18 protein-coding genes are annotated in these 22,716 nt (G+C 68.6%); 3 read left to right on the top strand and 15 right to left on the bottom strand.

Annotated features, from left to right (window positions below; all coding sequences use genetic code 11):
* Positions 1 to 88: 88 nt before the first annotated feature.
* From A37E_RS0123180 to A37E_RS0123155, 6 genes are all read right to left on the bottom strand, one after another.
* A complete protein-coding gene (locus A37E_RS0123180) occupies positions 89 to 1,639 on the bottom strand; it encodes a glycosyltransferase family 39 protein (RefSeq protein WP_029558807.1) in 1,551 nt (516 codons plus the stop codon).
* Positions 1,640 to 1,647: 8 nt separating this feature from the next.
* Positions 1,648 to 2,850 (bottom strand): glycosyltransferase family 2 protein, encoded by a 1,203-nt coding sequence (locus A37E_RS0123175; RefSeq protein ID WP_081837743.1) that lies wholly within the window; start codon positions 2,848 to 2,850, stop codon positions 1,648 to 1,650.
* Positions 2,851 to 3,165: 315 nt separating this feature from the next.
* Positions 3,166 to 4,773 (bottom strand): acyl-CoA synthetase, encoded by a 1,608-nt coding sequence (locus A37E_RS0123170; protein WP_029558805.1) that lies wholly within the window; start codon positions 4,771 to 4,773, stop codon positions 3,166 to 3,168.
* 117 nt (positions 4,774 to 4,890) lie between these two features.
* Entirely contained in the window at positions 4,891 to 5,880 is a 990-nt protein-coding gene (locus tag A37E_RS0123165; RefSeq protein ID WP_029558804.1) for a class 1 fructose-bisphosphatase, read from the bottom strand.
* Between the two features lie 67 nt (positions 5,881 to 5,947).
* The gene (gene folB, locus A37E_RS0123160; RefSeq protein ID WP_245279410.1) at positions 5,948 to 6,412 is read right to left on the bottom strand and encodes a dihydroneopterin aldolase; all 465 of its coding nucleotides are present in this window, start codon (positions 6,410 to 6,412) and stop codon (positions 5,948 to 5,950) included.
* A gap of 55 nt (positions 6,413 to 6,467) precedes the next feature.
* Positions 6,468 to 7,433 carry an ATP-grasp domain-containing protein gene (locus tag A37E_RS0123155; protein ID WP_029558801.1) on the bottom strand — a complete coding sequence of 322 codons (966 nt, stop codon included), beginning with the start codon at positions 7,431 to 7,433 and terminating at the stop codon, positions 6,468 to 6,470.
* A gap of 36 nt (positions 7,434 to 7,469) precedes the next feature.
* Here A37E_RS0123155 and A37E_RS0123150 point away from each other — a divergent pair, with 36 nt between their 5' ends.
* Together A37E_RS0123150 and A37E_RS0123145 are read left to right on the top strand one after the other, a co-directional pair.
* Complete coding sequence (locus tag A37E_RS0123150) at positions 7,470 to 8,174, top strand: HisA/HisF-related TIM barrel protein (RefSeq protein WP_029558799.1); 705 nt, start codon at positions 7,470 to 7,472, stop codon at positions 8,172 to 8,174.
* Positions 8,175 to 8,358: 184 nt separating this feature from the next.
* Positions 8,359 to 11,829 (top strand): autotransporter outer membrane beta-barrel domain-containing protein, encoded by a 3,471-nt coding sequence (locus A37E_RS0123145; RefSeq protein ID WP_051679284.1) that lies wholly within the window; start codon positions 8,359 to 8,361, stop codon positions 11,827 to 11,829.
* 88 nt (positions 11,830 to 11,917) lie between these two features.
* On the opposite strand, the gene A37E_RS0123140 is transcribed toward A37E_RS0123145, so the two are convergent.
* The 8 genes from A37E_RS0123140 to A37E_RS0123105 all read right to left on the bottom strand — a co-directional run bounded on the left by A37E_RS0123140 (position 11,918) and on the right by A37E_RS0123105 (position 20,149).
* Complete coding sequence (locus A37E_RS0123140) at positions 11,918 to 12,751, bottom strand: triphosphoribosyl-dephospho-CoA synthase (protein ID WP_029558796.1); 834 nt, start codon at positions 12,749 to 12,751, stop codon at positions 11,918 to 11,920.
* A gap of 19 nt (positions 12,752 to 12,770) precedes the next feature.
* Positions 12,771 to 13,907 carry an ATP-grasp domain-containing protein gene (locus tag A37E_RS0123135; protein WP_024278733.1) on the bottom strand — a complete coding sequence of 379 codons (1,137 nt, stop codon included), beginning with the start codon at positions 13,905 to 13,907 and terminating at the stop codon, positions 12,771 to 12,773.
* 107 nt (positions 13,908 to 14,014) lie between these two features.
* A complete protein-coding gene (locus tag A37E_RS0123130; protein ID WP_038193619.1) occupies positions 14,015 to 14,995 on the bottom strand; it encodes a beta-ribofuranosylaminobenzene 5'-phosphate synthase family protein in 981 nt (326 codons plus the stop codon).
* A gap of 8 nt (positions 14,996 to 15,003) precedes the next feature.
* Positions 15,004 to 15,438 carry an HIT family protein gene (locus A37E_RS0123125; RefSeq protein ID WP_024278735.1) on the bottom strand — a complete coding sequence of 145 codons (435 nt, stop codon included), beginning with the start codon at positions 15,436 to 15,438 and terminating at the stop codon, positions 15,004 to 15,006.
* An 80-nt stretch (positions 15,439 to 15,518) separates the two neighbouring features.
* Complete coding sequence (pstB, locus tag A37E_RS0123120) at positions 15,519 to 16,370, bottom strand: phosphate ABC transporter ATP-binding protein PstB (RefSeq protein ID WP_081837742.1); 852 nt, start codon at positions 16,368 to 16,370, stop codon at positions 15,519 to 15,521.
* Positions 16,371 to 16,540: 170 nt separating this feature from the next.
* Entirely contained in the window at positions 16,541 to 17,380 is an 840-nt protein-coding gene (locus A37E_RS0123115) for a transglutaminase family protein (protein WP_029558788.1), read from the bottom strand.
* Between the two features lie 109 nt (positions 17,381 to 17,489).
* Positions 17,490 to 18,440 carry an alpha-E domain-containing protein gene (locus tag A37E_RS0123110; protein WP_024278738.1) on the bottom strand — a complete coding sequence of 317 codons (951 nt, stop codon included), beginning with the start codon at positions 18,438 to 18,440 and terminating at the stop codon, positions 17,490 to 17,492.
* Between the two features lie 293 nt (positions 18,441 to 18,733).
* Positions 18,734 to 20,149 (bottom strand): circularly permuted type 2 ATP-grasp protein, encoded by a 1,416-nt coding sequence (locus A37E_RS0123105; RefSeq protein WP_024278739.1) that lies wholly within the window; start codon positions 20,147 to 20,149, stop codon positions 18,734 to 18,736.
* A gap of 170 nt (positions 20,150 to 20,319) precedes the next feature.
* On the opposite strand from A37E_RS0123105, the gene A37E_RS0123100 reads away from it, so the two are divergent.
* Positions 20,320 to 21,072, top strand: coding sequence for a molybdopterin-binding protein (locus A37E_RS0123100; RefSeq protein ID WP_029558784.1), 753 nt, complete (start codon positions 20,320 to 20,322; stop codon positions 21,070 to 21,072).
* 6 nt (positions 21,073 to 21,078) lie between these two features.
* Here A37E_RS0123100 and A37E_RS0123095 read toward each other — a convergent pair whose 3' ends face one another.
* On the bottom strand, positions 21,079 to 22,119 hold the full coding sequence (locus tag A37E_RS0123095) for an NAD-dependent epimerase (RefSeq protein WP_029558782.1): 1,041 nt from the start codon (positions 22,117 to 22,119) through the stop codon (positions 21,079 to 21,081).
* Positions 22,120 to 22,716 lie beyond the last annotated feature (597 nt).

Here is a 22,716-nt window from a genome sequence, read left to right as displayed (position 1 = left end):
CCCCACTCGCGACGCTCAAGGTCAAGCTATCATGGACCGGGTCCGTGAACAGGAGGTACCGGGGCGGCCAAAAGTAGCCCCCGCAGTCCTATCGCGTCGAGGGATCGCCGAGATAGCCATGCCCGGTCGCGAGCACCGCCAGCGCGACCATCGTGCCGGCGTGGCGGATTTCCACCGTTTCCAGCCGTTCGACGCTCTGGAAGCGCCGGCGCATGGCGTTCATCTGGGCTTCCGATCCGGCGACATCGAGCACGAGCACTGCGTCGGCGCCTTGGCGGCCGTGCTGGATGTCGCTCATGAGGAAGCCGCGGCAGTCGTCGCCCATGCAGGCGACCGGCCAGGACGGGCCGAGGGCGTAGCCCACCTTTCCGCCCATATGCCAGACGGGCGTCGCCACGAAGGCATAGGGGCCGGGTGTCAGGCCGTGGCGCCGCACGGCGGCGTCGAGGTCGCTCCAGGTCGCGAGTTCCCGCAGCGGGTCGCCCCCGGTGCCGGAGACCGCCGTGCCGAGGGAGGGCACCATGGAGACCGTGGCGATCACGGCCACGCCCGCTGCCGTGAAACCCGCGGACCAGACCGTCCAGCCCCGGATCGCGGCGTTGACGGCCCAGCGCTGCGCGGTGGCCCGGCCGAGCAGGGGGAAGAGCATGAGATAGCCCGGCGCGGCCCAGTGGAAGAAGGGCTTGGCGCCCGACCAGGCCGCCACCATCGGAAACACCAGCACCGGCCCGGCCGCGAGGCACAGGAGCAGGAGGGCGCGCGGGTTGACGGGCCGGGCCCTGAGCGCACGCACCGCCGCCGCCACGAGGCCGACCCAGATCCACGGCGTCAGGAACAGGGCGATGCCGCCCACCACCATCAACGCCATCAGCGGGTGGAAGCCCGCCGCCGACGCCCGCGCGCTCTGGAAGGCGAGGGAGGCAAAGCCGTTGCCGACGTTCCAGGCAATCACCGGCGAGAACAGGACGAGGGCGACCACGCCGCCCGCATAGGGCCACACGGTGCCGAGCCATTTCCGCTGCCGCGGGCACAGCAGCAGGAACAGGAGGGTTCCGGCGAACAGGAAGACGCCGTGATACTTGGAGAGCAGCGCCAGCCCACCCAGGGCTCCGGCCAGAAGCCACAGGGCAGGGTGGGCCCGCTCGTCGAACAGAACGTGGGCGATCGCCAGCGTTCCCGCGAGCAGGAAGGCGATGAGCGGTCCGTCCGGCAGTACCCAGGTGGCGCTGGTCAGGCCCAGCACGGGCGCGCACGCCATCAGCAGCGCCGCCCACACCCCGGCCCAGCGGCCGAACAGCCGGGCCGTGAGCAGATACATGAGCACGGTCGAGAGGGTGGAGAGCAGCAGGAACGGCGCGCGCACCGCGAGCGGCGCCTCCGAGCCGAAGAGAACGGCGGAATAATGCGCCAGCCACCATGCCATGGGCGGATGGTCGAAATAGCTCAGCGCCGGGATGCGGCTGGTGACGACGGTGTAGGATTCATCGTTGCCGAGGCCGGTGGTGGCGGCGAACAGGAGACGCACGGCCAGTGCGAAAACGAGCACGGCGGCAAGGGCCGAGGCGGGGGAAATCCGGTCCTGCAGCGTCTTGAGGCCTGCAGGCCGGTCGCCGACGCCAGGCCTTGCGAGACCTGGCATGGAGACGCTCACTTGGACGGTCCCCAGACGAACAGGGAGGTCATGGCGAAGTTCCAGACCGCGCCGATCACGGAGCCCGCAACGCCCGCGAGCCACCAGCGCCATCCGCCCTCGAACACCCAGCTGGCGACGCCCACATTGGCCACCGCGCCGGCGCCGCAGATCAGGTAGAACTTGAGCAGGGCCGGCAGCATGGCGAGGCCGCTCACCCGCCGGTCGCGATAGGTGAAGACGTTGTTCATGGCGAAGTTCGACGTCATGGCGCCGATGGTCGCGATGGACTGGGCCACGGCGAAGCCGAGCCCGACGAGCAGTCCGCCCTTCAGCATCAGCAGGTGCAGCACCAGCCCTGCGCCGCCCACGGCCGAGAACCAGACGAAACGGGGCGAGATGGTGCCGCCGCTGACCTTGAAGATCAGGAGGGTGACGAAATCGAGCATCGTGCGGCTGTCGAGCTTGCTGTCACCCTCGTCACGGGCGGCGAAGGCCATGGGCACTTCCACGACCCGCATTGGTTCCTTGCTTGCTGTCATGATGTCCAGGAGGATCTTGAAGCCGTTGGGCGAGAGGGCGGGCGCGAGGCGTTCCACCAGCGCACGGCGGATGAGGAAGCAGCCGCTCATGGGGTCGGACGTCTTGATGCCGAGGATGCGGCGCGCCATGCCGGTGGCCGTGCGGCTCATGGCGCCGCGGCGGCGGTTCAGCCCGTCGGCGCTGCCGCCATCCACATAGCGGCTGGCAACCACGAGGTCTGCATCGGGGGACCGATCGAGCATGGTCCGCAGCACGTTCACATCGTGCTGGAGATCACCGTCGATGACGGCGACGAGTGGCGCCTGGGCAGCCAGCATCCCCTCGATGCAGGCGCCGGCGAGGCCGCGCCGGCCGATCCTGCGGATGCAGCGGACGCGGGGATCCCGCTCGCCGATCTGCCGCACGGTGTCTGCCGTACCGTCAGGCGAATCGTCGTCGACGAAGATCACCTCGTAGGGGACGCCCTTCAGCGCGCCGTCGATGCCGACGAGCATCCGCTCGACGTTGCCGCGTTCATTGAAGGTGGGGACGATGACGGACAGCCGCGGCACCGCGGGCAGCGCGCCGGCGGTCACGCCGTCCGTCGCATCGGATTCGGGCTCGGCGCTGCTCGGCCGGATGGCGCCGGGGCCGCGGGGAGACGAGGAACCGAAGGGAGCAGGCGCGGAATCCGGCATTCTTTGTGCGTTATCCTACGGCCTTGCGAAACGATGGGTCGAAGGTACGGTCGCGCTGGGGCAGCCGGCGCAGATCCTTCCGGGAACGTGGGGGAGAGTGCCGCAAGCCTCCCCCATGTCGAATGTCACTACCTGTCCGGCTGACCAGCCAGCCCAAGGATGTCAGGCAGCCTCTCCCGTAAGCGATGGGGGCGCGCACCGCAAGCCTCCCCCTCGTTTGGCAAGGACACTAGGAAGCCAAGCTTACAGCCGGCTTACGGCTTTGAGGCGCGTTCCGCCGCAGTCTTTCCGGGGAATGCGGGGCTCGCTCCCCGGCTACCCCCTTGCGCGCAGCTCGCGGCGGAGAATCTTGCCGGTGGCGGTCATGGGCAGGGCATCGGTGAAGGAGACGAGGCGAGGATATTCGTGGGCGGAGAGGCGGGTCTTCACGAAGTCCTGGATGTCCTTCGCCAGCGCCTCGGAGGGAGCAACGCCCGGCTTCAGCACGATCCACGCCTTCACCGCCTCCGTGCGGAGCGCATCAGGAACGCCCACCACCGCCACCAGCGCCACCGCCGGGTGCTTGAGGATGCAGTCCTCGATCTCTCCGGGGCCGATGCGGTATCCGGCTGAGGTAATCACGTCATCGGCGCGGCCGACATACCAGAGATAGCCCTCCTCATCCTGCCGGCCCATGTCGCCGGTCAGGAGGAAATCGCCGGCATATTTCTGCGCGGTGGCCTCGGGATTCTTCCAGTATTCCAGCATCATCACCGGATCGCCGCGACGGATGCCGATGTGGCCTTCCGTTCCGCAGGGAAGCTCGTGGCCCGCGTCATCCACGATGCGCACGTCATGGCCAGGGATGGCCTTGCCCATGGAGCCGGGGCGGATGGGGAAAAAGCTGGAGTTGGAGCCGACCACGAGATTGCATTCAGTCTGCCCGTAGATCTCCCGCGCCTCGACACCCAGCCGCTCCTCGACGAAGGCGCCCAGCTCGGCCCCCAGCGTCTCGCCGCCGGTGAGGAGGGAGCGCAGCTTCAGGCCGCTGTGCTTCACGTCCGCCTGCCGCAGCAGCTTTAGCGCGGTGGGGGGCAGGAAGACGTTGCGCACATGATGGTCCGCCATCAGCGCCATGGCCGCGTCGGGATCGAACTTCTTGGCCCGGTGGGCGAGCACCGGCACGCCGAAATAGAGCGAGGGGAAGAGCACGTCGAACAGCCCGCCGATCCACGCCCAGTCGGCCGGCGTCCAGTGCAGATCGCCCGGCTGCGGCATGTATTGGTGGACGAACTCGATGCAGGGCAGGTGCCCCAGCAGCACCCGATGGCCGTGCAGCGCTCCCTTCGGGTTTCCAGTGGTGCCAGAGGTGAAGATGATGATGCCGGGATCGTCCGGCCCCGTATCCACCGGCGTGAACCGGTCCGAGCCCTGCGCCAGCGCCGCGTCGAAGGAGAGGGCGCCGCCACTGTCGGGGCCGATGACGAAGACATAGGCGAGGTCGGGCAGGTGGTCCCGCACCCGCATCAGCTTGGCGAGGCCGCCCAGATCCGTCACCAGCACCTTCGCGCCCGAGGCGGCGAGCCGGAATTCCAGCGCCTCGTCGCCGAACAGGGTGAACAGCGGCACCGAGATCATTCCCGCCTTGAAGGCGGCGATGTGGGCGATGGCCGTCTCCGGCGCCTGCGGCAGGAACACCGCCACGCGGTCGCCACGCTGGAGGCCCTTGGCGACGAGGACGTTGGCGAAACGGTTGGTGAGGGCTGTCAGCTCGTCGAAGCTGTAGGAGCGGACCGCGCCCGTCTCCTCCACGAAGATCAGCGCCGGCTTGCCTGATCCGTCCGCATGGGCATCGGCACAGGCGACACCCATGTTGAAGCGGGCCGGCACCTGCCAGGAAAAGGCGCGCTTGAGCCCCGCATAGTCATCGGCCGGAACGAGCATCGTCACCTCCCTCGGCGCCGCTCTGCCGGCGGCTGCGCTTTAAGGAAACGATCGAACGTTTTTTTCCGGGGGAGGTCAAGGCTCTCCCGCGCGCCACAGGCGCGCGGGACGCACGCGTCAGTAGTAGGAGGCGATGGCTTCCACTTCGGCCTTCGAGCCGAACACCAGCGGGATGCGCTGGTGGATGTGGTGGGGCTGGATGTCGAGGATGCGCGTCGTGCCGTCGGTGGCGGCGCCCTTGGCCTGCTCCACCAGGAAGGCGAGGGGGAAGGCCTCGTAGATCAGGCGCAGGCGGCCGTTGTCGTAGCCCTTGCGCTTGTCGCGCGGGTACACGTAGACGCCGCCGCGGGTGAAGATGCGGAAGGCATCGGCCACCATGGAGCCGACCCAGCGCATGTTGAAGTCCTTGCCCCGCGGGCCTTCCTTGCCGGCGAGGCAATCGGCGAGATAGCGCTGCATGGGCGCGTCCCAGTGCCGGACGTTGGACTGGTTGATCCCGTATTCCTTGGTCTCGGCGGGGATTTCCACATCGGTGCGCGCCAGCAGGAACTCGCCGGTGCGGCGGTCGTGCACGAACACCTGCGTGCCTTCGCCGAACGTGGCGACGAGGATGGTCGCCGGGCCATAGGCGAGGAAGCCGGCCGCCACCTGCGCCGAGCCCGGCCGCATCACCGCGTCCTCGGGCTTCGAAAATGCCGAAGCGTCATAGGGCATGATGGAATAGATGGTGCCCACGGACACGTTGGTGTCGATGTTGGACGAGCCGTCCAGCGGGTCCACCGCCACCACGAGGCGGCCTTCGGGATTGAGCGGGATCAGCTCCTCGCTCTCCTCGGAGGCGAGGAAGGCGGTAGGGGTGGGCAGGAGCTTCTCGCGGATCAGCTCCTCGGCCACCACGTCGAGTTCCTTCTGGGCGTCGCCGCCGGCGTTGGGATCGACGCCACGGATGTTGGCGAGCCCCTCCTCCAGCGGGCCGCGGGCCACGAGGTCGGCGATGCCGAACCCGGCCTCGGCGATGGCGGTCACGGTGGCGGCCACGGCCTGCCGCGACGCGTCGCTCCCTGCCCAGTCCGTGAGATAGGTCTTGAGGCTCACAGCAACGCTCACCTTGTGCTCTCCTTCGATCCGCCGGCTGGGCCGACGGCAGTCCGATCGGGTTTCGTCTTGCCCCGCCTCAGCGGGTGCGGACGATCTCTATACCGACATCGCCAAACACGCCGGTGACAGGCGCGCCCGGCTTGTGCACCACCACACGCACCTGCTCGACCATCTCGAAATGGTCCAGAAGGCGCGTGGAGATGCGCTCCGCCAGCGTCTCGATAAGGTGGACGGGATCGTCCCCCACCACCGCGGCGACCTGCTCATAGATGCCCTGGTAGGACACCGTGAGGGCCGCATCATCCGCCCAGGCGGCGGGGCGTGTATCGAACCAGCAGTCCACGTCGATGATGAAGCGCTGACCCAGCTCCCGCTCCGCGTCGTACACGCCGTGACGCGCATAGAAGGGCAGTTGCCGCAGGAACAGCCGGTCGGTGTTGTGGGGCCGGGTACGGGGCGCGGGGTTCGCGTCGGCCTGCGTGTCCGCAAGGGCGGTGGGATCTTCGGAGGTCATCTCATCCTCGCGCGGAGGCGCCGCCATGGGCGCGCTCCCTGCCTCAAACTCGATGCCTTCCTATTGGTTTCGCCGCCTGCTTTCAACGGATCTTCACCTCGACCGGAGTCGGACGCGGCAGCCGCGGCATGGAGGGCGGCACGCCCTCGCGGATCAGTTCGGGCACGAAGGCGAGCGGATTGACGCCGAGTGCCGCGTGCAGTCCGGCATAGGACGCGGTGACGCGCGGGTTCACCTCCGCCACGACAGGGCCTTCCGGCGTCAGGATCACGTCGATGCAGACGATGCCCGAGAGGCCGGGAATGGCTTCCACCACCCGTCTCGCCGTCTCGGCAAGGCGTCCGTCCTCATCCGCGATGCCGCCGACCTGCACGCCCTCGAAGGCGAACACGCCCACAAGGTGGCTGATGCTGAGGCGGTTCGCCGCGAGCAATGTCACCCCGTCCGGCCGCACCAGCACGCTGAGGCTGGCGAGGTTGCCGTTGAGGAAGGGCTGGACGACGAGGCCACCGGCGCGGGGCAGGGCAGCCCTGTTCGGCCAGGCGCGGGCGGCGGACCAGCCCGTGCCGTCCTCAGGCCGTGTCACCAGATCGCCGTCGAGCCCGGAGGGCAGGGCATCGAGCGGGTAGGTCGGGACGTGCGGAATGCCGTACTCCGCGAGGCGGCGGGCCAATGCCAGCCGGTTCGAGGTGAGGATGACGGCCTCGCCGGAACTCGCGAGCGTGCGGGCCCCGCCCTCGCGCATCAGGCGGGCAAGGCGCGCCAGTAGGCCGCCGGCCTCGGGGGCGATGGGCCACACCACGTCGGCATCCTGGGCGAGGCCGGACCAGATGATCCAGGGATCGTCGCCCTTGCGCACCGGCACCGCCTCCTCGTTGGGCGGCGGCAGGCGGTCGTCATAGGCCAGCACCACGTTGATGCCGACAAGTTCCTGGAGATCGGTGACGATGGCGTCGCGGATCAGGCGCCCCTCCGCCAGGGCCGCCTCGGGCAGGGGCTTGTCGCGCATGCCGCCGGATGTCACGTACTCGCAGATGAAGACGCGCATGGGGCTCCTCTCGCCAACGCTCAGCCGGACCTCGACATGCAGCTTATCCCCGTCGTTGACCTGAAGGGAGGGGTGGTCGTGCGTGCCCACAGGGGCGAGCGCGAGGCCTATCGTCCCATCGTCACGCCGCTTTCCCCCTCGGCCCGGCCGCGGGACGTGGTGGCGGGGCTGCTCTCGCTCGCCCCGTTCCGCACCCTCTATGTGGCTGATATCGATGCCATAACCGGGGCAGGCCGCAACGATGACGCGATCGCGGAACTCGTCCGCGACTTCCCCGGCCTCGACCTGTGGGTGGATGCCGGGGAGTGCGATCCGGCCCAGATCGTCGCCCGCGCCAGATCCCGGCTCGGCACCAGCATCGTCGGAACCGAAGTCCTCGGCGAGGCCGACGTGGAGGCTGCGCTCGCCGTGGACGGAGTGATTCTCTCCCTGGACCACGATGCCGCTGGACCGCGCGGGCCGGCGCGTGCGCACCGCGATGCGCGCCTCTGGCCGGCCCGCGTGATCGTCATGACGCTCGCCCGCGTCGGCAGCGGCGAGGGGCCGGACATGGCCGCGCTGGAGCGCACCGGCCGGCTGGCCGAGGGGCAGGGGGCGGCGCCCGCGCTCTATGCCGCCGGCGGCGTGCGGGGGCCAGCGGATCTCGAAGCCCTCGCTCGGGCCGGCGTTGCTGGTGCGCTGGTGGCGAGCGCCCTCCACGACGGGCGGATCGATGCGGAATCCGCACGCCGGTGGGCCTGAGGCGCAGGCCGCCATTGGGCTTGCCTGCCGGGGCATCTGCTTAGCCTTGAGCCCGGTTCACTGTTACCTTCTCGCCACACTTGCAAATGGAGATGCCGCAAGGGTGCCCCGTGTCACGGAACTGTAGCACGGCCCCCCTAGGCAGGGCTGAGCCTCACGATCCTCGCGCCCGGAATTGCCCTCCATGATGATCCGTCTGCCGCTGCTCCATTCGTCCGCGAGCCGCATCGTCCTGGCCCTCGTCTGCACCGGCTCTGCGGTGCCCGCCCTTGCCGGATCGTTCACCGTGCCGCCAGCCACGGGCCAGCAGACCGTCTCCGGCAGCGACACCGGCAAGATCGACGCCGATGCGATCATGAATACGGGCTCGTCCGCCTCCATCGTGTGGAACGGCAACGCCACCGCCTCCCCGGGCGTGGTCATCACCAATTCCGGCACCATCACCTCCACCAACCGGACCATCGACACCACGGGCGCCTTCACCGGGACCTTCACGCTCGACAACAAGGCCGGCGGCAAGGTCACGTCGAAGGATGATGCCTTCCGCATCAACGGGCCGCTCGCCAACGGCACGGTGGTCGTCAACAACGCCGGCGTCATCACCTCGCAGACCGGGCAGGCGCTGGACTTCGACAAGGCGACCGCGGCCACGGCCACCATCACCATCGGCAACACCGGCACCATCTCCTCGGCCGGCTCGGACGCCATCCGCCTCGGCGGCGGCACCATCGGCATCACCAATTCCGGGACGATCGCGACCACCTCGTCCGGCAAGCGCGCCATCAAGTTCGACACGGCCTCGAACTTCGACACGCTGAAGAGCCTCACCATCATCAACGAGGCGGGCGGCGTCATCACCGGCACCGACGACGCCATCAAGATCTCGTCCACCACCGGCAGCACCGCGGCACCGGTGATCTCCATCACCAATGCGGGGACGATCCAGTCGAAGTCGGGTGGTCAGGGCATCGACCTCGGCGACATCTACTCCACCAACGCCACGATCACGATCACCAACCAGAAGACCGGCCTGATTACCGCCGCCGACAATGACGGCATCCAGGGCACCAACGGCGTCACCATCAACAATTACGGGACCATCTCGTCCTATTACGCGGCCGGCACCGCCGACACGCAGAACAATTCCGCCGTCAAGGTGAGCGGCGACGACCAGGGCCACGCCATCACCCTCAAGGTGAACAATTATGCCGGCGCCCTCATCACCGGCGCCTATCACGGCATCAAGGCCACCGGCGCCGACGACAACCTGATCGTAACCAACAACGGCACCATCGAGGGCCGCAACGGCTCGGGCGTGAATTCCAACGGCACCGGCACGCTGACCAATTACGGCACGATCTCTGGCACCTTCGATCCGGCGGCGAGCTTCGGCGATGGCGACGGCGTGGACTTCGACCACGCCGGCACGGTCCTGAACTACGGCACCATCCAGGGCCTCGGCTCCAAGGGTATCAAGCCGGGCGAGACCAAGCCGAGCACCTCCGAGGGCATCGCCATCGGCGGCGGCCTGATGGTCAACGGCGACGCGGCCCACACCTCGGCGCTGATCTCCGGCGCCAACAACGGCATCCTCATCGACGACAGCAACAGCGGCGATGCCTACGCCGCCGCGACCGTCACGAACTACGGCACCATCCGGGGCCTCGACGGCTACGGCATCCGCTACGTGAACTCGGGCGTCGATCCCACCAAGTCGCTGACCGTCACCAATTACGGCACCATCTCCGGCACCACCTATGCGGTGCAGATGGGCAACGGCAACGACCTGTTCGTGGTCGGCGCGGGCAGCAAGGTGGTTGGCATCGTGGATGCGGAGGGCGGCTACGACACGCTTTCGCTCAAGACCATGAGCGGGGCGCTCGACTTCGATCTCGGCCAAGTGGGGAACGCCGCGACCTATCGCCATTTCGAGGAAGTGGTCACCGACGGGTCGGTCTACCTCTCCGGCACCAGCACCTTCTCCGGCACCTTGAACATGGGCAAGAGCGGGAGCTTCGGTCTGAATGACCTCTATGCCCCCGACGCCCATTTCAAGAGCGAGGCCGGCTCCACCGGGCCGCGCGGAATCTGGGGCCATGGCACCATCGGCAGCCTCGATGCGGTGGACATCATCATCGACCCGTCAAGCGGCCCGTCCAACGCGACGGGCACCATCGCCGTGAAGGGCGATGTTTCCCTGACCAACACCAGTTACTGGGCCAACATCAATCCCGATGGCTCCTCCGACCTGATCAAGGTCGATGGAAAGACGACCCTCAACGGGGCGGACAATCGGGTCTTCGTCGCAGGTCAACTCGAGTGGGGCGCGCGCTACACCCTCCTGTCGTCCGCAGGCGGGATCAGCGGGACGTTCGGAACACTCGACACCTACGGCCCCACGTATCTCTTCATCGCTCCGGAACTGAGCTACGACGCGACCCACGTCTATCTGGAACTGGAGCGCAACGGCATCGCCTTCGCCACCTACGCCACGACCCAGAACCAGCGTTCGGTGGCCGGCGCGCTGGAGCGCGCGGGCATCGGGCCGACGAAGACGTCCGCGCTCTACACCGCGTTCGTCACCCAGTCGCTGGGCGACAGCCCCCACCTCGCCCTCTCCCAGCTCTCCGGCGACCTCTACGCCACGCTGCCCGGCCAGTTGGCCAACGAGAACATGATGGTCAACGACCTCATCCTCGGCCGCCTGCGGCAGGCGGGCTACAGCGGCGCCAAGGGGGTGGAAGCCGCGCTCGGCGCGGGCGGGCCGGCCCAGGCCTATGCCGACCCGGCGACGCCGGGTGCGCAGGCCTTCAAGGCCATCAAGGCGCCCGAGCCCGGTCCGGTGTGGACCACCTGGGCGCAGGGCTACGGCCAGTGGCTCTCCACCTCGGCCAATGGCAATGCCGCGGCGGCCGACACCAATCTGGGCGGCCTGCTGATCGGTGCGGACGTTTCGGCCAGCAACTGGGTGATGGGCCTCGCCGCCGGCTATTCCTCCGCCTCCACCAGCGCGGACGCGGCGTCGGCGAACACCGAGACCTGGCGCATCGCCGCCTACGGTGGCGCGACCTTAGACGCGATCAAGCTCCGCGCCGGCGCCAGCTACGGCTGGAGCAGCATCGACCAGAGCCGCTTCGTCGCCCTCACCGGCGAAAGCCCGAAGGCGAGCTACACCGGCACCGCCGGCAACCTCTTCGCCGAAGCCGGCTACACCTTCGCGTTCAGCGGCGTGGCGCTGGAGCCCTTCGCCGGTATCGGCTGGACCAGCGTGGATCTCGGCAGCTTCATCGAAAACAACGCGCCTGTCGCCGGCCTGTCCTCCACCGGCACGTCGTTCGACACCGCCTATTCCACACTGGGCCTGCGCGTCGCCACCAGCTTCAACGCCTCCGGCATCGTCGTGACGCCCCACGCCTCCGCCGGCTGGCGCCACGCCTTCGGCGATGTGACGCCGCAGACGGTGCTGAGCTTCATCAACACCGGCACGGCCTTCGGCATCGATGGCCTCGCCATCGCCGAAGACAGCATCGTCGGCTCGGTGGGCATCGACTTCACCTTCGCCACCGGCGCCACCTTCTCGCTGGGCTACGAGGGCATGGCGGGTGACGGCACCAGCTACAACGCCGGCAAGGCGACGCTGGCGGTGAAGTTCTGAGGAGATCGGGCGCGCGGGCAGGGCTGAGCGCCCCCGCATCGCGCGCCCGTCTCGTCGGCCAGGGGGAGCAAGGGACGCGCCTGAGGCTTCAGCCCTTGGCCTGCTGCTCGATCAGCGCGGCGAAGATGCTCGCCACGGTGAGGTCGGCGCTGGTGCCCGGGTTGAGGCCGCGGGCCTTCAGGCTCGTGTCGAAGGCGAGAAGCGCGTCGTGACGTTCGGCCGGTGACAGGCCGGAGAGCCCGCCACGCAGCGCCACAGCCTCCTGCCGCACCACCTCCGCCTGCTCCGGCCCGAACTTGCGGGCAATGTGGCTGTCTGGAAGCGTCGCCAGGAAGGCGAGGTAGGCGTCCTCAATGCGCCGCCGCTCCAGCGGCCTGACGGCAAGCGCGGGAACGCCGAGCGCGAAGAGGTCGGCATATCCGGTCACATACTGGCGGGCGATGGTGTCGCGATCGGCGGCGAGCGCCATGGCTTCCTTGAGCGTGACGCTGGCCGGGGCGCGCACATCCGCTTCGGCCGATGCGCCGAGGCCGCCCGGCGACGCAGCCGCGATGGCGCGGAAGGCGTTTCCGGCGTCGGCGAGATTGAGCCCGTCGAGCACCCGTACCAGCTGATCCCGAAGCGGGGCGCCGCCCTCGGCCGCCACCGCCAGAGGGGCGCAGAGCAGGATGATGCCGAGATTGGTGTTGCAGCCGGCGACTGCAAGCGAGGCTTCCACCGCTGCCAGCACCCGCGCGCCGACGGAAGCGCCAGCGCGGGCGATGGCAGGGGCCGCGGCCGCGGCCGCCGCCTCGAACTGAGTGGTTTCCATGCCGTGCCCCGCGGCGAAGACATGGACGTTGCCGGGCTTCAGCGCCGACAGCTCTGCAAGGCAGGCGGCGCGGAAGGCTTCCGCCACCTCGGCGGGCGCAAGAGCCCTCATGCGGTGACGCAGGCGGTGCTCATGGGGCCGGTTCCATCACCGCGCCGAGGCCGAAGTCGCGCAGCAGGGCCTGCGTGCGCTCGCGCATGCGCGCCTCGGCGACTTCCGGCGTGGGGCCGGTGGCGCGCACGGTGCAGAGCGGGGCACCCTTCAGCACCGAGGCGCCTGCGGGCGGCCGGTCGGCCACGAATTCGGGCCATGCATCCTGCGGCACCACCATGTCGTGCGCGGCGTAGATGACGCCGGCGGCGTGCGCCTGCGCGGGCACGGGCAGCACTTCCGGCAGCCTGCCGCCGCAGGCCGCCAGATGCAGGCCGAGTAGGGGGGGCAGGGGATCGGTGTCGAAGATGTCGAGGGTGGCACCGGGGCGAGGGTTCACCTCCACCAGGCACCAGCCGTCATCGTTCACCACGAAGTCGAGCGAGACCAGCCCCACCAGCCCGCAGGCGAGCGTGACGCTGAGCGCGCCCTTCAGCATCTCCCCGGCGAACGCTTCCGGCAGGGCGACAGGCCCCGCGGCGCCGCCATAGCGGAAGGGATGTTCCTCGTCCTGCGCATGCCATTGCCGCGAGGCGCCGATCACCCGGGCGGCGCTGCCGTTGGACAGGAGAAGCAGAGAGAGGGACTGCCCGTCGACCTCGCGCTGGAGATAGTGGCCCGGCGCGGGCGGGGAGAGGTCGCCGGGCGCACGCCGCCGGATGTGGGCGCCACCCGCCCCGCCGATCTTCTTCTCCAGCACCGGAGCGTCGCCGAAGGTCTCGGCGGTAGGCGCTTCGAGCGAAACGGCGGGGAAGGGAATGCCGAGATGGGCCGCGAGGGCGGCAAGCGCGATGGGGTCCTTCAGCACGCGCACGATGGCCGGCGCGTTGCCAAGGATGGGGTTGCGCTCGGCGATGCGGGTCATGAGGGCGGTGTCGTCTTCCAGCCCGCCACCCAGCACCACCGGCAGCCCGGTGGGCGCGAGGGAGTGGAGCGCCTGGATCAGGTCGTCGCCATCGAAGGCGCAGCCGTTCTTCTTGTGCACGCGCACGCAGCGCGCAGTGTGAGCACAGGTATCGAGATCAGCGAACAGGTCGAACGAGAGCGCGGCGAAGCCGGCACGGGCGGCGCTGGCCGCCAGCGGCCGGGCGGAAATGGCGATCAGAGCAATATCCATATGGATCCCAGCCTGTTGGTTCGGAGCCCACTTTCGGGGCCTTTTGTGCGGCGCGGCCCTTTGGGGCGCGCCTCCTCCCGTCCTGTCCGGTGCCGCGCCGGAGGTACTCAGAGAGCGATGATGTCCGCGCCCTGATTGTTTCCTCGCACGCAATCGAATGACAGGTTTGTGAACGATGCGAAGCGGTCGCGCAAGGTGGCGGCCAGTCGCGTCGCCGCCTCCTCGCCATCGACGATGGCGAATCCGGTCGGCCCCCAGGAGCTTTGGCCGACGCCGGGGACGCCCTCGGCCTCGATTGCGGCGATGGCTTCCGCAACCTGCGGGCTCAGGAAGCGCCCGCCGCCCTGAGCTGCGGCATAATGATCGCCGAGCACGCGCTGCCAGTGGCCGATGACCCGGCCGAAGCCGTCCGCATCCGCGGCCGCGAGCGCCGGCAGCGCCTGAAGCAGCATCATGTGGCAGAGCTCGGCCGCCTGCTCCGCCGGGAAGGGCGGAAGGGTGGCCATGGCCGCCGTCTCCTGCGGGCCGCTCAGTCCTTCGCGGGCGGTGTCGAAGACGAGGAGGATGCGCCAGCTCTCGGGAACCTTGAAGCGCGCAAGCAGGGGGGGGGGGGCGCTGGCCTCAGGGCCGGCGAGCGCCTTGCCGCCGTCGAGGATCACGCCACCGGCCGCAAACGCCTCCATGCCGATGGCCGAGCGTCTGCCACGCCCGAGCACGGTCGCGACCGCGCGGGGCGACAAATCATGCCCGGAGAGACGCGCCACCGCGACTCCCACCGCCAGCGCCAGTTGGGTGCCGGAGCCGAGCCCGCCATGGGCCGGCAAGGCGGCGTCCACGTCGATGGCGAAACGCTCTTCAATGCCGAGCTTGTCGCGCACCAGATCCCGCGCGCGGGCGGCACGGTCGCTGTCCGGTCCTTCGGCGGCATCCGTGGTGCTGCGGCGGACGCTCACCTCGGTGGCCGGCCGTTCCAGCGCGATGCCGAGCGAGCCGAAGCGGCGGCCGAGCGAGCCGCCAAGATCGAGAAAGCCGAGATGCAACCGCGCCGGCGCGCGCACCTTCACCCCGGCCGCGTTGCGCAGATCCACGCGGCGGCTCAGCCGGCGAGGGCGGCGCGCAGCCGCTCCGCATGGGCGGCGAGCACGTCGGGCTTCTCCATCTCGCTCGCCGGCGGCTTCATGGGCACACCCGAATGGCGCGGGATGACGTGGACATGGAGGTGGAACACCACCTGCCCTCCGGCCTCCTCGTTGAACTGCTGGATGGTGATTCCGTCCGCCGCGAAGGCCTTCATGCCGGCGATGGCCACCTTCTTGGCGATGGTCGCCACATAGGCGAGGTCCTCGGGCGTGATGTCGAGGATGTTGCGGGCCGGCGCCTTGGGGATCACCAGCGTATGGCCGGGGCAGCGCGGCATGATGTCGAGGAAGGCGAGGGCCTTGTCATCCTCATAGACCTTGTGCGCCGGCAGCTCGCCGCGAAGGATGCGGGCGAAGATGTTCTGCGGATCGTAAGCCGGCGTTGCGGTCATGCGCGTGTCTCCCTGTTGGGGGAGGAGATTGCAGGGCGCGGGCGGGGGGTCAAGTCCGCACCGGTGCGGCGCGGACGACCTCAGCCGAACCGGCCTGTGACGTAATCCTGCGTCCGCCGGTCCCGCGGGTGGGTGAACAGGTCCTGCGTGGGGCCGAACTCCACCATCTCGCCGAGATACATGAAGCCGGTGAAATCGGAGATGCGCGCCGCCTGCTGGAGATTGTGGGTGACGATGGCGAAGGTGTAGTGCGCCTTCAGTTCCTCGATGGTCTCCTCGATGCGTGCCGTGGTGATGGGGTCGAGGGCCGAGCAGGGTTCGTCGAGCAGGATCACCTCCGGCTTGAGGGCGATGGTGCGGGCGATGCACAGGCGCTGCTGCTGGCCGCCGGAGAGGCTGAGGCCGCTCTGGGGCAGGATGTCCTTCACCTCGTCCCACAGGGCCGCCTTGCGCAGCGCCTCCTCGACGCGCAGGTCGAGATCGGCCGGCTTCAGGTCTTCGTTGATGCGCAGGCCGATGGCCACGTTGTCGTAGATCGACATGGGGAACGGCGTCGGCTTCTGGAACACCATGCCGATGCGGGCCCTGACGCTGGCAGGGTCCATGGCGTCGCCGAGAATGCTCACGCCGTCGAGCAGCACGTCGCCCTCCACCCGCTGGTCCGGGTAAAGCTCGTACATGCGGTTGAATATGCGCAGCAGCGTCGATTTTCCGCAGCCCGACGGGCCGATGAAGGCGGTGACGCAGTTGGCCCGCAGGTCCACCGAGATGTTCCTGAGGGCGATGGCGTCGCCGTAATAGAAGCTCAGGTTTCGGACGGAGAGCTTGACCGGAGGCAGGGTCGCCTGCCGGCTGGCGAAGACCGTCGGCGCGGGCAGGCCGGCGTGGGCCGAGCCGTCCGGGGGCAGCGACGACGGGGTGTGGATGGACATGGCGACCGATCCTCGGCAGGAGCTGATGTATCCTGCCTAGATCGTCTGCGGCGGGGCGTCCTTGCGCCAGCTCATGCGGCGCGCTCGGAATGGGAAAAATCGAGCGACGGCGCCGCTTTTCCGGGACGCCGGGCAGGACCATATCCTGCGCCGGCTCAGCGTCCCTCCGCTCAGTTCTGGCTTTGGCTCTGGGCCTGCGCCAGCTTCTGCGGCGCGCGGCCGTCGAGGGCGCTGATGCGCTCCTCCACGTCGAGACCGGTGCTGCGCAGCGCCTGCACGCCCACGGCGTCGAGGCCCACGGCGAGGCGGACGTAGTTCTCCGTGCCGCAGATGTTGCGGCCGGCATCGAACGAGACCCAGCCGATCTTGGGCACATGCGCCTCGGCCCAGTGGCGTGCCTCGCCCTCACCCTCCTCGCCGTCCTCGGGCGCGACATAGCCGGAGATGTGGCGCGCCGGCAGGCCGAGGTGCCGGGCGGCGGCGGTGAAGACATGGGCGATGCTGCCGGCGCAGGCGGTGCCCGCCTTCACGGCCTCGGCCGCGCTCAGGGGATCAGCGAGGGTCGGCCCCTCCTGCTCCTCCACCGTCTCGTGGACCTTGACCATGAGGGCGTGAAGCTGGGCCAGCGGGTCGTCGGCCGGCGCCTCGATGTCCGCCGCGAGGGCGGCGAGGGCGGCGTCGACCTCGGTGAGGTCGGTCTGGCGCAGGAACAGGGACGGCGGGAAGCGCTCCACCGTGCCGCGCACGATGCCGGTGGTGTCCTGCGTCTCGATCTCGCCCTCGGCGCAGACGGTGAGGTGATCGGCCGGCCCGTCCACGGAGAAGGTGTGGCACAGGTTGCCGAAGGCATCTTCCTGGGGGTGCAGGCGGCAGTCGGAATTGAGGTCCAGCGCCCAGCGCAGGATGAACTGGCCCTCGTGGGCGCGCGGGGTCATGCGCACGGTCACGGCCATGTTGCGGGTGCCGGGCTCGAAGCGCTGGGTGATCTCGTGGCGGATGCGGATGCGCATTGCGGGCGTCCCTGGTGACGATGCGGCGCGCGCGCCGCGACTGACATTCCCCCGGCGCGAGCCAGCCGCGCCGACGGGGAAGCTGATGGGGCCGCGAACGGCCCCGGGGTCAGGTCAGATACTGCTCGGTGATCTCGGCGCCGAGCTTGTTGTTGTCCGAGATGAACTCGGAAATGAACTCGTGCAGGCCGGTCTGGAAGATGTCGTCGATGGACTTGTTGGTGAGCCGCGCCAGCATGGCACGGGCCTGCCGCTGGGACGGCCCCTGCCGACCATAGACCGAGGCGATGTCGTCCAGATTGCGGGCGAGGCTGTCGTAGCAGGCGGCCAGCGAGCGCGGCATCTGCCGGTTCAGAATGAGCAGGTCCGCCACCAGCCAGGGCTTCACGCTGTCGCGATAGACCCAGTGGAAAGCGGTAAGCGCCGAGACCGAGCGCAGGATGGAGGCCCACTGGAAATAGTCGAGCGGGCCGCCGATGTGCTCCTTCTCCGGCAGCAGCACGTGATACTTCACGTCCAGGATGCGGGCGGTGTTGTCGGCGCGCTCCAGCTGGGCACCGGAGCGGGCGAACCAGTAGCCGTCGTTGCGCAGCATGGTGCGGAAGGTCGCGCCGTCGAAGCGCAGCGACGTTTCCTTCACGAAGGCGAGGAAGCGCGAGAGCTCGTCGCGCGTCAGCGCACGGTTGGGGAAGTTGCGCAGCTCGATCCAGGCCGAGTTGATGACGTCCCACATCTCCGAGGTCAGCGCCGTGCGCACCGAACGGGCGTTGGTGCGGGCCACTTCGAAGCAGTTGCGGATGGAGGAGGGGTTCTCCGACTCGAAGGCGAGGAACGACACCACGTTCTCCTCCTTCGCCTCCTCCAGCGGACCATAGCGCGCGACGAACTCGTCGGCGCAGCCTGCGGTGAGCACGGCCGAACTCCACTCGTTGGTGGAGCCGCCGTAGGTCACGGGCGTGTAGGCGAGGCGCTGGGAGACGTCGAGGATGCGGGCCAGGCAGTCGGCGCGTTCGACGTAGCGGGTCAGCCAGTAGAGGTTGTCGGCGGTGCGGGAAAGCATGGGGAGCCCGTTGCGGAAGGAGAGGGTGCGCGGCGCGGTTCATCCGCGCTCAGGCGTCCTGCACCCGGATGGCGTGGTGCCTCCGGGGGCGGTTCAGGCGGCGGAACCGGGCGGGGCCCCGGCTCCGGCAATGGCACGGGCCGGGATGCCCGTGCGCGGGGAGAAACCTGCATCAACGATAGCGCTCACGCGCCGAAAAGCGAGAGCGCGCGTGCCCGCGCCCATGCGTCCAGCACCCGAAGCATGAGCGCCGCCGCTCATGCGTCCAGTACCCAAAGCATGAGCGCCCCCGCTCATGCGTCCAGCACCCAGGTGTCCTTGGTGCCGCCGCCCTGGCTGGAGTTCACCACGAGGGAGCCCTCCTTCATGGCGACGCGGGTGAGGCCGCCGGGGACGATGCGCACCTTGTCGGAGCCGGACAGGATGAACGGGCGCAGGTCCACGTGGCGCGGCGCGATGCCCTTTTCCACCAGCGTCGGGCAGGTGGAGAGCGCCAGCGTGGGCTGGGCGATGAAGTTCGCCGGGTCCGCCTTGAGCTTGTCGCGGAACTTCTCGATCTGCGCCTTGTCGGAGGCGGGGCCGACCAGCATGCCGTAGCCGCCGGAGCCGTGCACTTCCTTCACCACCAGTTCGGGCAGGTGCTCAAGAACGTACTTCAGGTGGTCCGCCTCGCGGCAGCGCCAGGTCGGCACGTTGGGGAGCAGGGGCTCCTCGCCGAGGTAGAACTTGATGATATCAGGCATGTAGGAATAGACGGCCTTGTCGTCGGCGACGCCCGTTCCGACCGCGTTGGTCAGGGTGACGTTTCCGGCCTGATAGGCGCTCATCAGCCCCGGGACGCCGAGCACGCTGTCGCGGCGGAAGGCGAGGGGGTCGAGGAAGTCGTCGTCGAGGCGGCGGTAGATCACGTCCACCCGCTTCGGCCCCTCGGTGGTGCGCATGTAGACCACCGCATCCTTCACGAACAGGTCGCGGCCCTCGACGAGGTCGACGCCCAGCTTGTCCGCGAGGAACGAGTGCTCGTAATAGGCCGAATTGTGGATGCCGGGGGTGAGGATCACCACGTTCGGCTCATGCCCGCCATGGGGCGAGAGCGAGCGCAGGGTGGCGAGCAGGTCGTCAGCGTAGTTCTCCACCGGCGCGACGCGGTGCATGGAGAACAGCTCCGGGAACAGCCGCAGCATGATCTCCCGGTTCTCCAGCATGTAGGAGACGCCGGACGGGGTGCGCGCATTGTCCTCAAGCACGTAGAATTTGTCGGGGTCGGTGCGGACGATGTCGATGCCGGCGATGTGGACATAGAGATCGTGCGGCACGCGCTGCCCGTTCATCTCCGGGCGGAAGGCGGGGTTCTGGTAGACGAGGTTCTCCGGAACGATGCCGGCTTTCAGAATCTCCCGCTTGGAGTACACGTCCTTGATGTACATGTTCAGCGCCTTGACGCGCTGCTCCAGCCCGCGCGAGAGGCGGGTCCACTCGTCCTTGGTAAGGATGCGGGGCACGATGTCGAACGGGATCAGGCGTTCCTGCGCGTTCTGCTCGCCATAGACCGCGAAGGTAATGCCGATTCTCCGGAAGATGAACTCGGCCTCCTTGCGCCGGTGGTCCAGCACATCTTGGGGCACCTCGGCGAGCCAGCGCTGGAGGGTCTCGTAGGCCGGCCGTACCGCACCGTCGGTACTGGACATTTCATCGAACGCATGCGGCATTGGGATCGACACTCCACGCCCCGGGGAAGCTCCCCATGAACTTAACAAACATCGTGCCAAAGAAGTGCTAAACGGGAAAGCGGAGCGAAGGCGCCGCTCACGCTTTATATATGCCTAGATTTTGGGCGGTTTTACCCCGGCTGACGCCGGCAAGGGCAGGGATCTGAGACATGGGTGAGGCAGGCGACGCGCGATCGGTCACGGCTGCGCTGATCGTGATTGGCGACGAGGTTCTCTCCGGCCGGACCAAGGACAAGAACATCGGCCACATCGCCGAGCGGCTGACCGACGTGGGCATCGACCTGCGGGAGGTCCGGGTGGTGGCGGACGTGGAGGGGGACATCGTCGCGGCGGTCAACGCGCTGCGTGCCCGCTTCGACTACGTCTTCACCACCGGCGGCATCGGCCCGACCCATGACGACATCACCGCAGACGCCATCGCCAAGGCCTTCGGTGTCTCCATCGATGTGGATCCGCGCGCCCGCGCCATGCTGCTCGAATACATCGCCGAGAAGGACCTGAACGAGGCGCGCCTGCGCATGGCGCGGATTCCCGCCGGGGCCAGCCTCGTGGTGAACGAGGTGTCCAAGGCGCCGGGCTTCCGGATCGAGAACGTCATCGTCATGGCCGGCGTGCCGCGCATCATGCAATCGATGCTGGAGGCGGTGCTGCCGGAGCTGCGCAAGGGCCGGCCCATGCTCTCGCGCACCATCCTCGCCGAGGCGAAGGAGGGCGACATCGCCGCCCCGCTGCGCAGGATCGCCGAGACCTATCCCGACGCCATCATCGGCTCCTACCCGTTCCGCGACGAGGTGGACGGGCGCTACAAGACCAACCTTGTGGTGCGCGCCCGCGAGCCGGAACTTCTCGCCGCCGCCGGAGACGCGGTCGCCCGGATGGTGGAAGACAATGCGGGCGGCTGAGGCCGCCTAGTCGTTCTTCGCGATCTGGCCGAGCCAGACCTCGCGATACCAAGTGGCAAAGCGGGCGACGCCCTCCTTCAGGGGAGTGCGCGGCGCGAAGTCCACCGCCTGGGCGAGGCTGGTGACGTCGGCGAAGGTGGCCTGCACGTCGCCGGCCTGCATGGGCTGGAAGTCCAGCTCCGCCTTGCGGCCCAGCGCCGCCTCGATATGGCCGATCAGCGCCATCAGCGGCTCAGGGCTGTGGTTGCCCACGTTGTAGATGCGATACGGCGCATTCGAGGTGGCGGGGTCCGGGTCCGCCCCGGTCCAGGCGGGATCGGGCGTCGCCGGCCTGGGGAGCAGCGCGACCACGGCGTCCACCACATCGTCGATGAAGGTGAAGTCGCGCTGCATGTCGCCGTTGTTGAACACCTTGATGGGCCGGCCGTGCCAGATAGCGTCCGTGAACAGGAACACCGCCATGTCCGGGCGTCCCCACGGGCCGTAGACGGTGAAAAAGCGCAGCCCGCTCACCGGCAACCTGTAGAGGTGGGAATAAGCGTGGGCCATCAGCTCGTTCGCCTTCTTGGTGGCGGCGTAGAGGCTGATGGGGTGGTCCACCGTCTGGTCCACCCGGAAGGGCAGGTCAGTGTTGGCGCCGTAGACCGAGCTCGACGAGGCATAGACGAGATGCGCGACGCCGCCATGGCGGCAGCCTTCCAGCACATTGCCGAAGCCGACGAGGTTGGAGTCGATATAGGTCTCGGGATGCTCGATGGAGTAGCGTACGCCAGCCTGCGCCGCGAGATGGACCACATGGCTCGGCCGGTGGCGGGCGAAGATATCAGCGGTAGCAGCGCGATCGGCCAGGGTCAGGCGCTCGAAGCTGAAGCCGGGATGGCCGAGGAGCCGGGCGAGGCGGGCCTCCTTGAGGCGCACGTCATAATAGGCGTTGAGGTCGTCGATACCGACGACTTGCTGTCCCATCGCAAGCAGCCGCTCGGCGACGGCGGCACCGATGAAGCCGGCCGCGCCGGTAACGAAGATGGGAGCAGTGGTGAAGGTCAAGAACGGTCCCCGGACAGAACGCGCCGGACGGCGGAAGCTTCGCCGGGGTCGCCCGCATTCTTAGATCAGCGCTCCCGCGGCATCAACGCGCTCAAAGGGGAGGGGGTGCAAGGCTGCCGGCCGTGACGGAGCGAGCTGCCCGTTCAAAACGGCGCTGGAAGGGGAACACGACACGACCGGGAGACATCTCCCTCGCGCCAGCCTTGGTCCGGAGTTGGTCCAGGCTATGAGGGGCGGGGTGAACTGCGGGCGGGCACTTGGCGCCTCGCGTTCTCACCTCAGCTCACGCGGACCATAAAGATGATGTAGGCCGAGCAGCACAGCATGCCCCACAGGGCCAGGACGGATTCGGCTATCATTTTATCTGCCCCCCAGCAGTCGTTAGCGCGATTGTTGCGCTGCATTTACTCAAATGGTTGGGGAGGGCGCGATGGAAAACGGTCCGACGTCCGCTTTGATCAAACGGTAGGGTTAATCAAATATTGCCGGGGATCTGGGACGACATTGCGCGCTCGGACGGGCGAACGGCAATGGCGGCCGCAGGAGGAACTGAGGTGAAGGCTCCCGACCGCTGGCAGGAGCGCTCCGGCGGTCCTT

Source organism: Xanthobacter sp. 91 (assembly GCF_000702385.1).
Taxonomy (GTDB): domain Bacteria; phylum Pseudomonadota; class Alphaproteobacteria; order Rhizobiales; family Xanthobacteraceae; genus Xanthobacter; species Xanthobacter aminoxidans.
Note: the sequence above shows the minus strand (reverse complement) of the source record. Positions and strands in the feature narration are given on the sequence as shown.

Coding starts and splice junctions, on each gene's coding strand:
- A37E_RS0123140 (WP_029558796.1), bottom strand. CDS start 12,751: ATGAGGGCTCTTGCGCCCGCCGAGGTGGCGGAAGCCTTCCGCGCCGCC.
- A37E_RS0123100 (WP_029558784.1), top strand. CDS start 20,320: ATGGGTGAGGCAGGCGACGCGCGATCGGTCACGGCTGCGCTGATCGTG.
- A37E_RS0123180 (WP_029558807.1), bottom strand. CDS start 1,639: ATGCCAGGTCTCGCAAGGCCTGGCGTCGGCGACCGGCCTGCAGGCCTC.
- A37E_RS0123145 (WP_051679284.1), top strand. CDS start 8,359: ATGATGATCCGTCTGCCGCTGCTCCATTCGTCCGCGAGCCGCATCGTC.
- A37E_RS0123155 (WP_029558801.1), bottom strand. CDS start 7,433: ATGCGCGTCTTCATCTGCGAGTACGTGACATCCGGCGGCATGCGCGAC.
- A37E_RS0123125 (WP_024278735.1), bottom strand. CDS start 15,438: ATGACCGCAACGCCGGCTTACGATCCGCAGAACATCTTCGCCCGCATC.
- A37E_RS0123170 (WP_029558805.1), bottom strand. CDS start 4,773: ATGCTCGTTCCGGCCGATGACTATGCGGGGCTCAAGCGCGCCTTTTCC.
- A37E_RS0123105 (WP_024278739.1), bottom strand. CDS start 20,149: ATGCCGCATGCGTTCGATGAAATGTCCAGTACCGACGGTGCGGTACGG.
- A37E_RS0123110 (WP_024278738.1), bottom strand. CDS start 18,440: ATGCTTTCCCGCACCGCCGACAACCTCTACTGGCTGACCCGCTACGTC.
- A37E_RS0123135 (WP_024278733.1), bottom strand. CDS start 13,907: ATGGATATTGCTCTGATCGCCATTTCCGCCCGGCCGCTGGCGGCCAGC.
- A37E_RS0123175 (WP_081837743.1), bottom strand. CDS start 2,850: ATGCCGGATTCCGCGCCTGCTCCCTTCGGTTCCTCGTCTCCCCGCGGC.
- folB (WP_245279410.1), bottom strand. CDS start 6,412: ATGGCGGCGCCTCCGCGCGAGGATGAGATGACCTCCGAAGATCCCACC.
- A37E_RS0123115 (WP_029558788.1), bottom strand. CDS start 17,380: ATGCGCATCCGCATCCGCCACGAGATCACCCAGCGCTTCGAGCCCGGC.
- A37E_RS0123150 (WP_029558799.1), top strand. CDS start 7,470: ATGCAGCTTATCCCCGTCGTTGACCTGAAGGGAGGGGTGGTCGTGCGT.
- pstB (WP_081837742.1), bottom strand. CDS start 16,370: ATGTCCATCCACACCCCGTCGTCGCTGCCCCCGGACGGCTCGGCCCAC.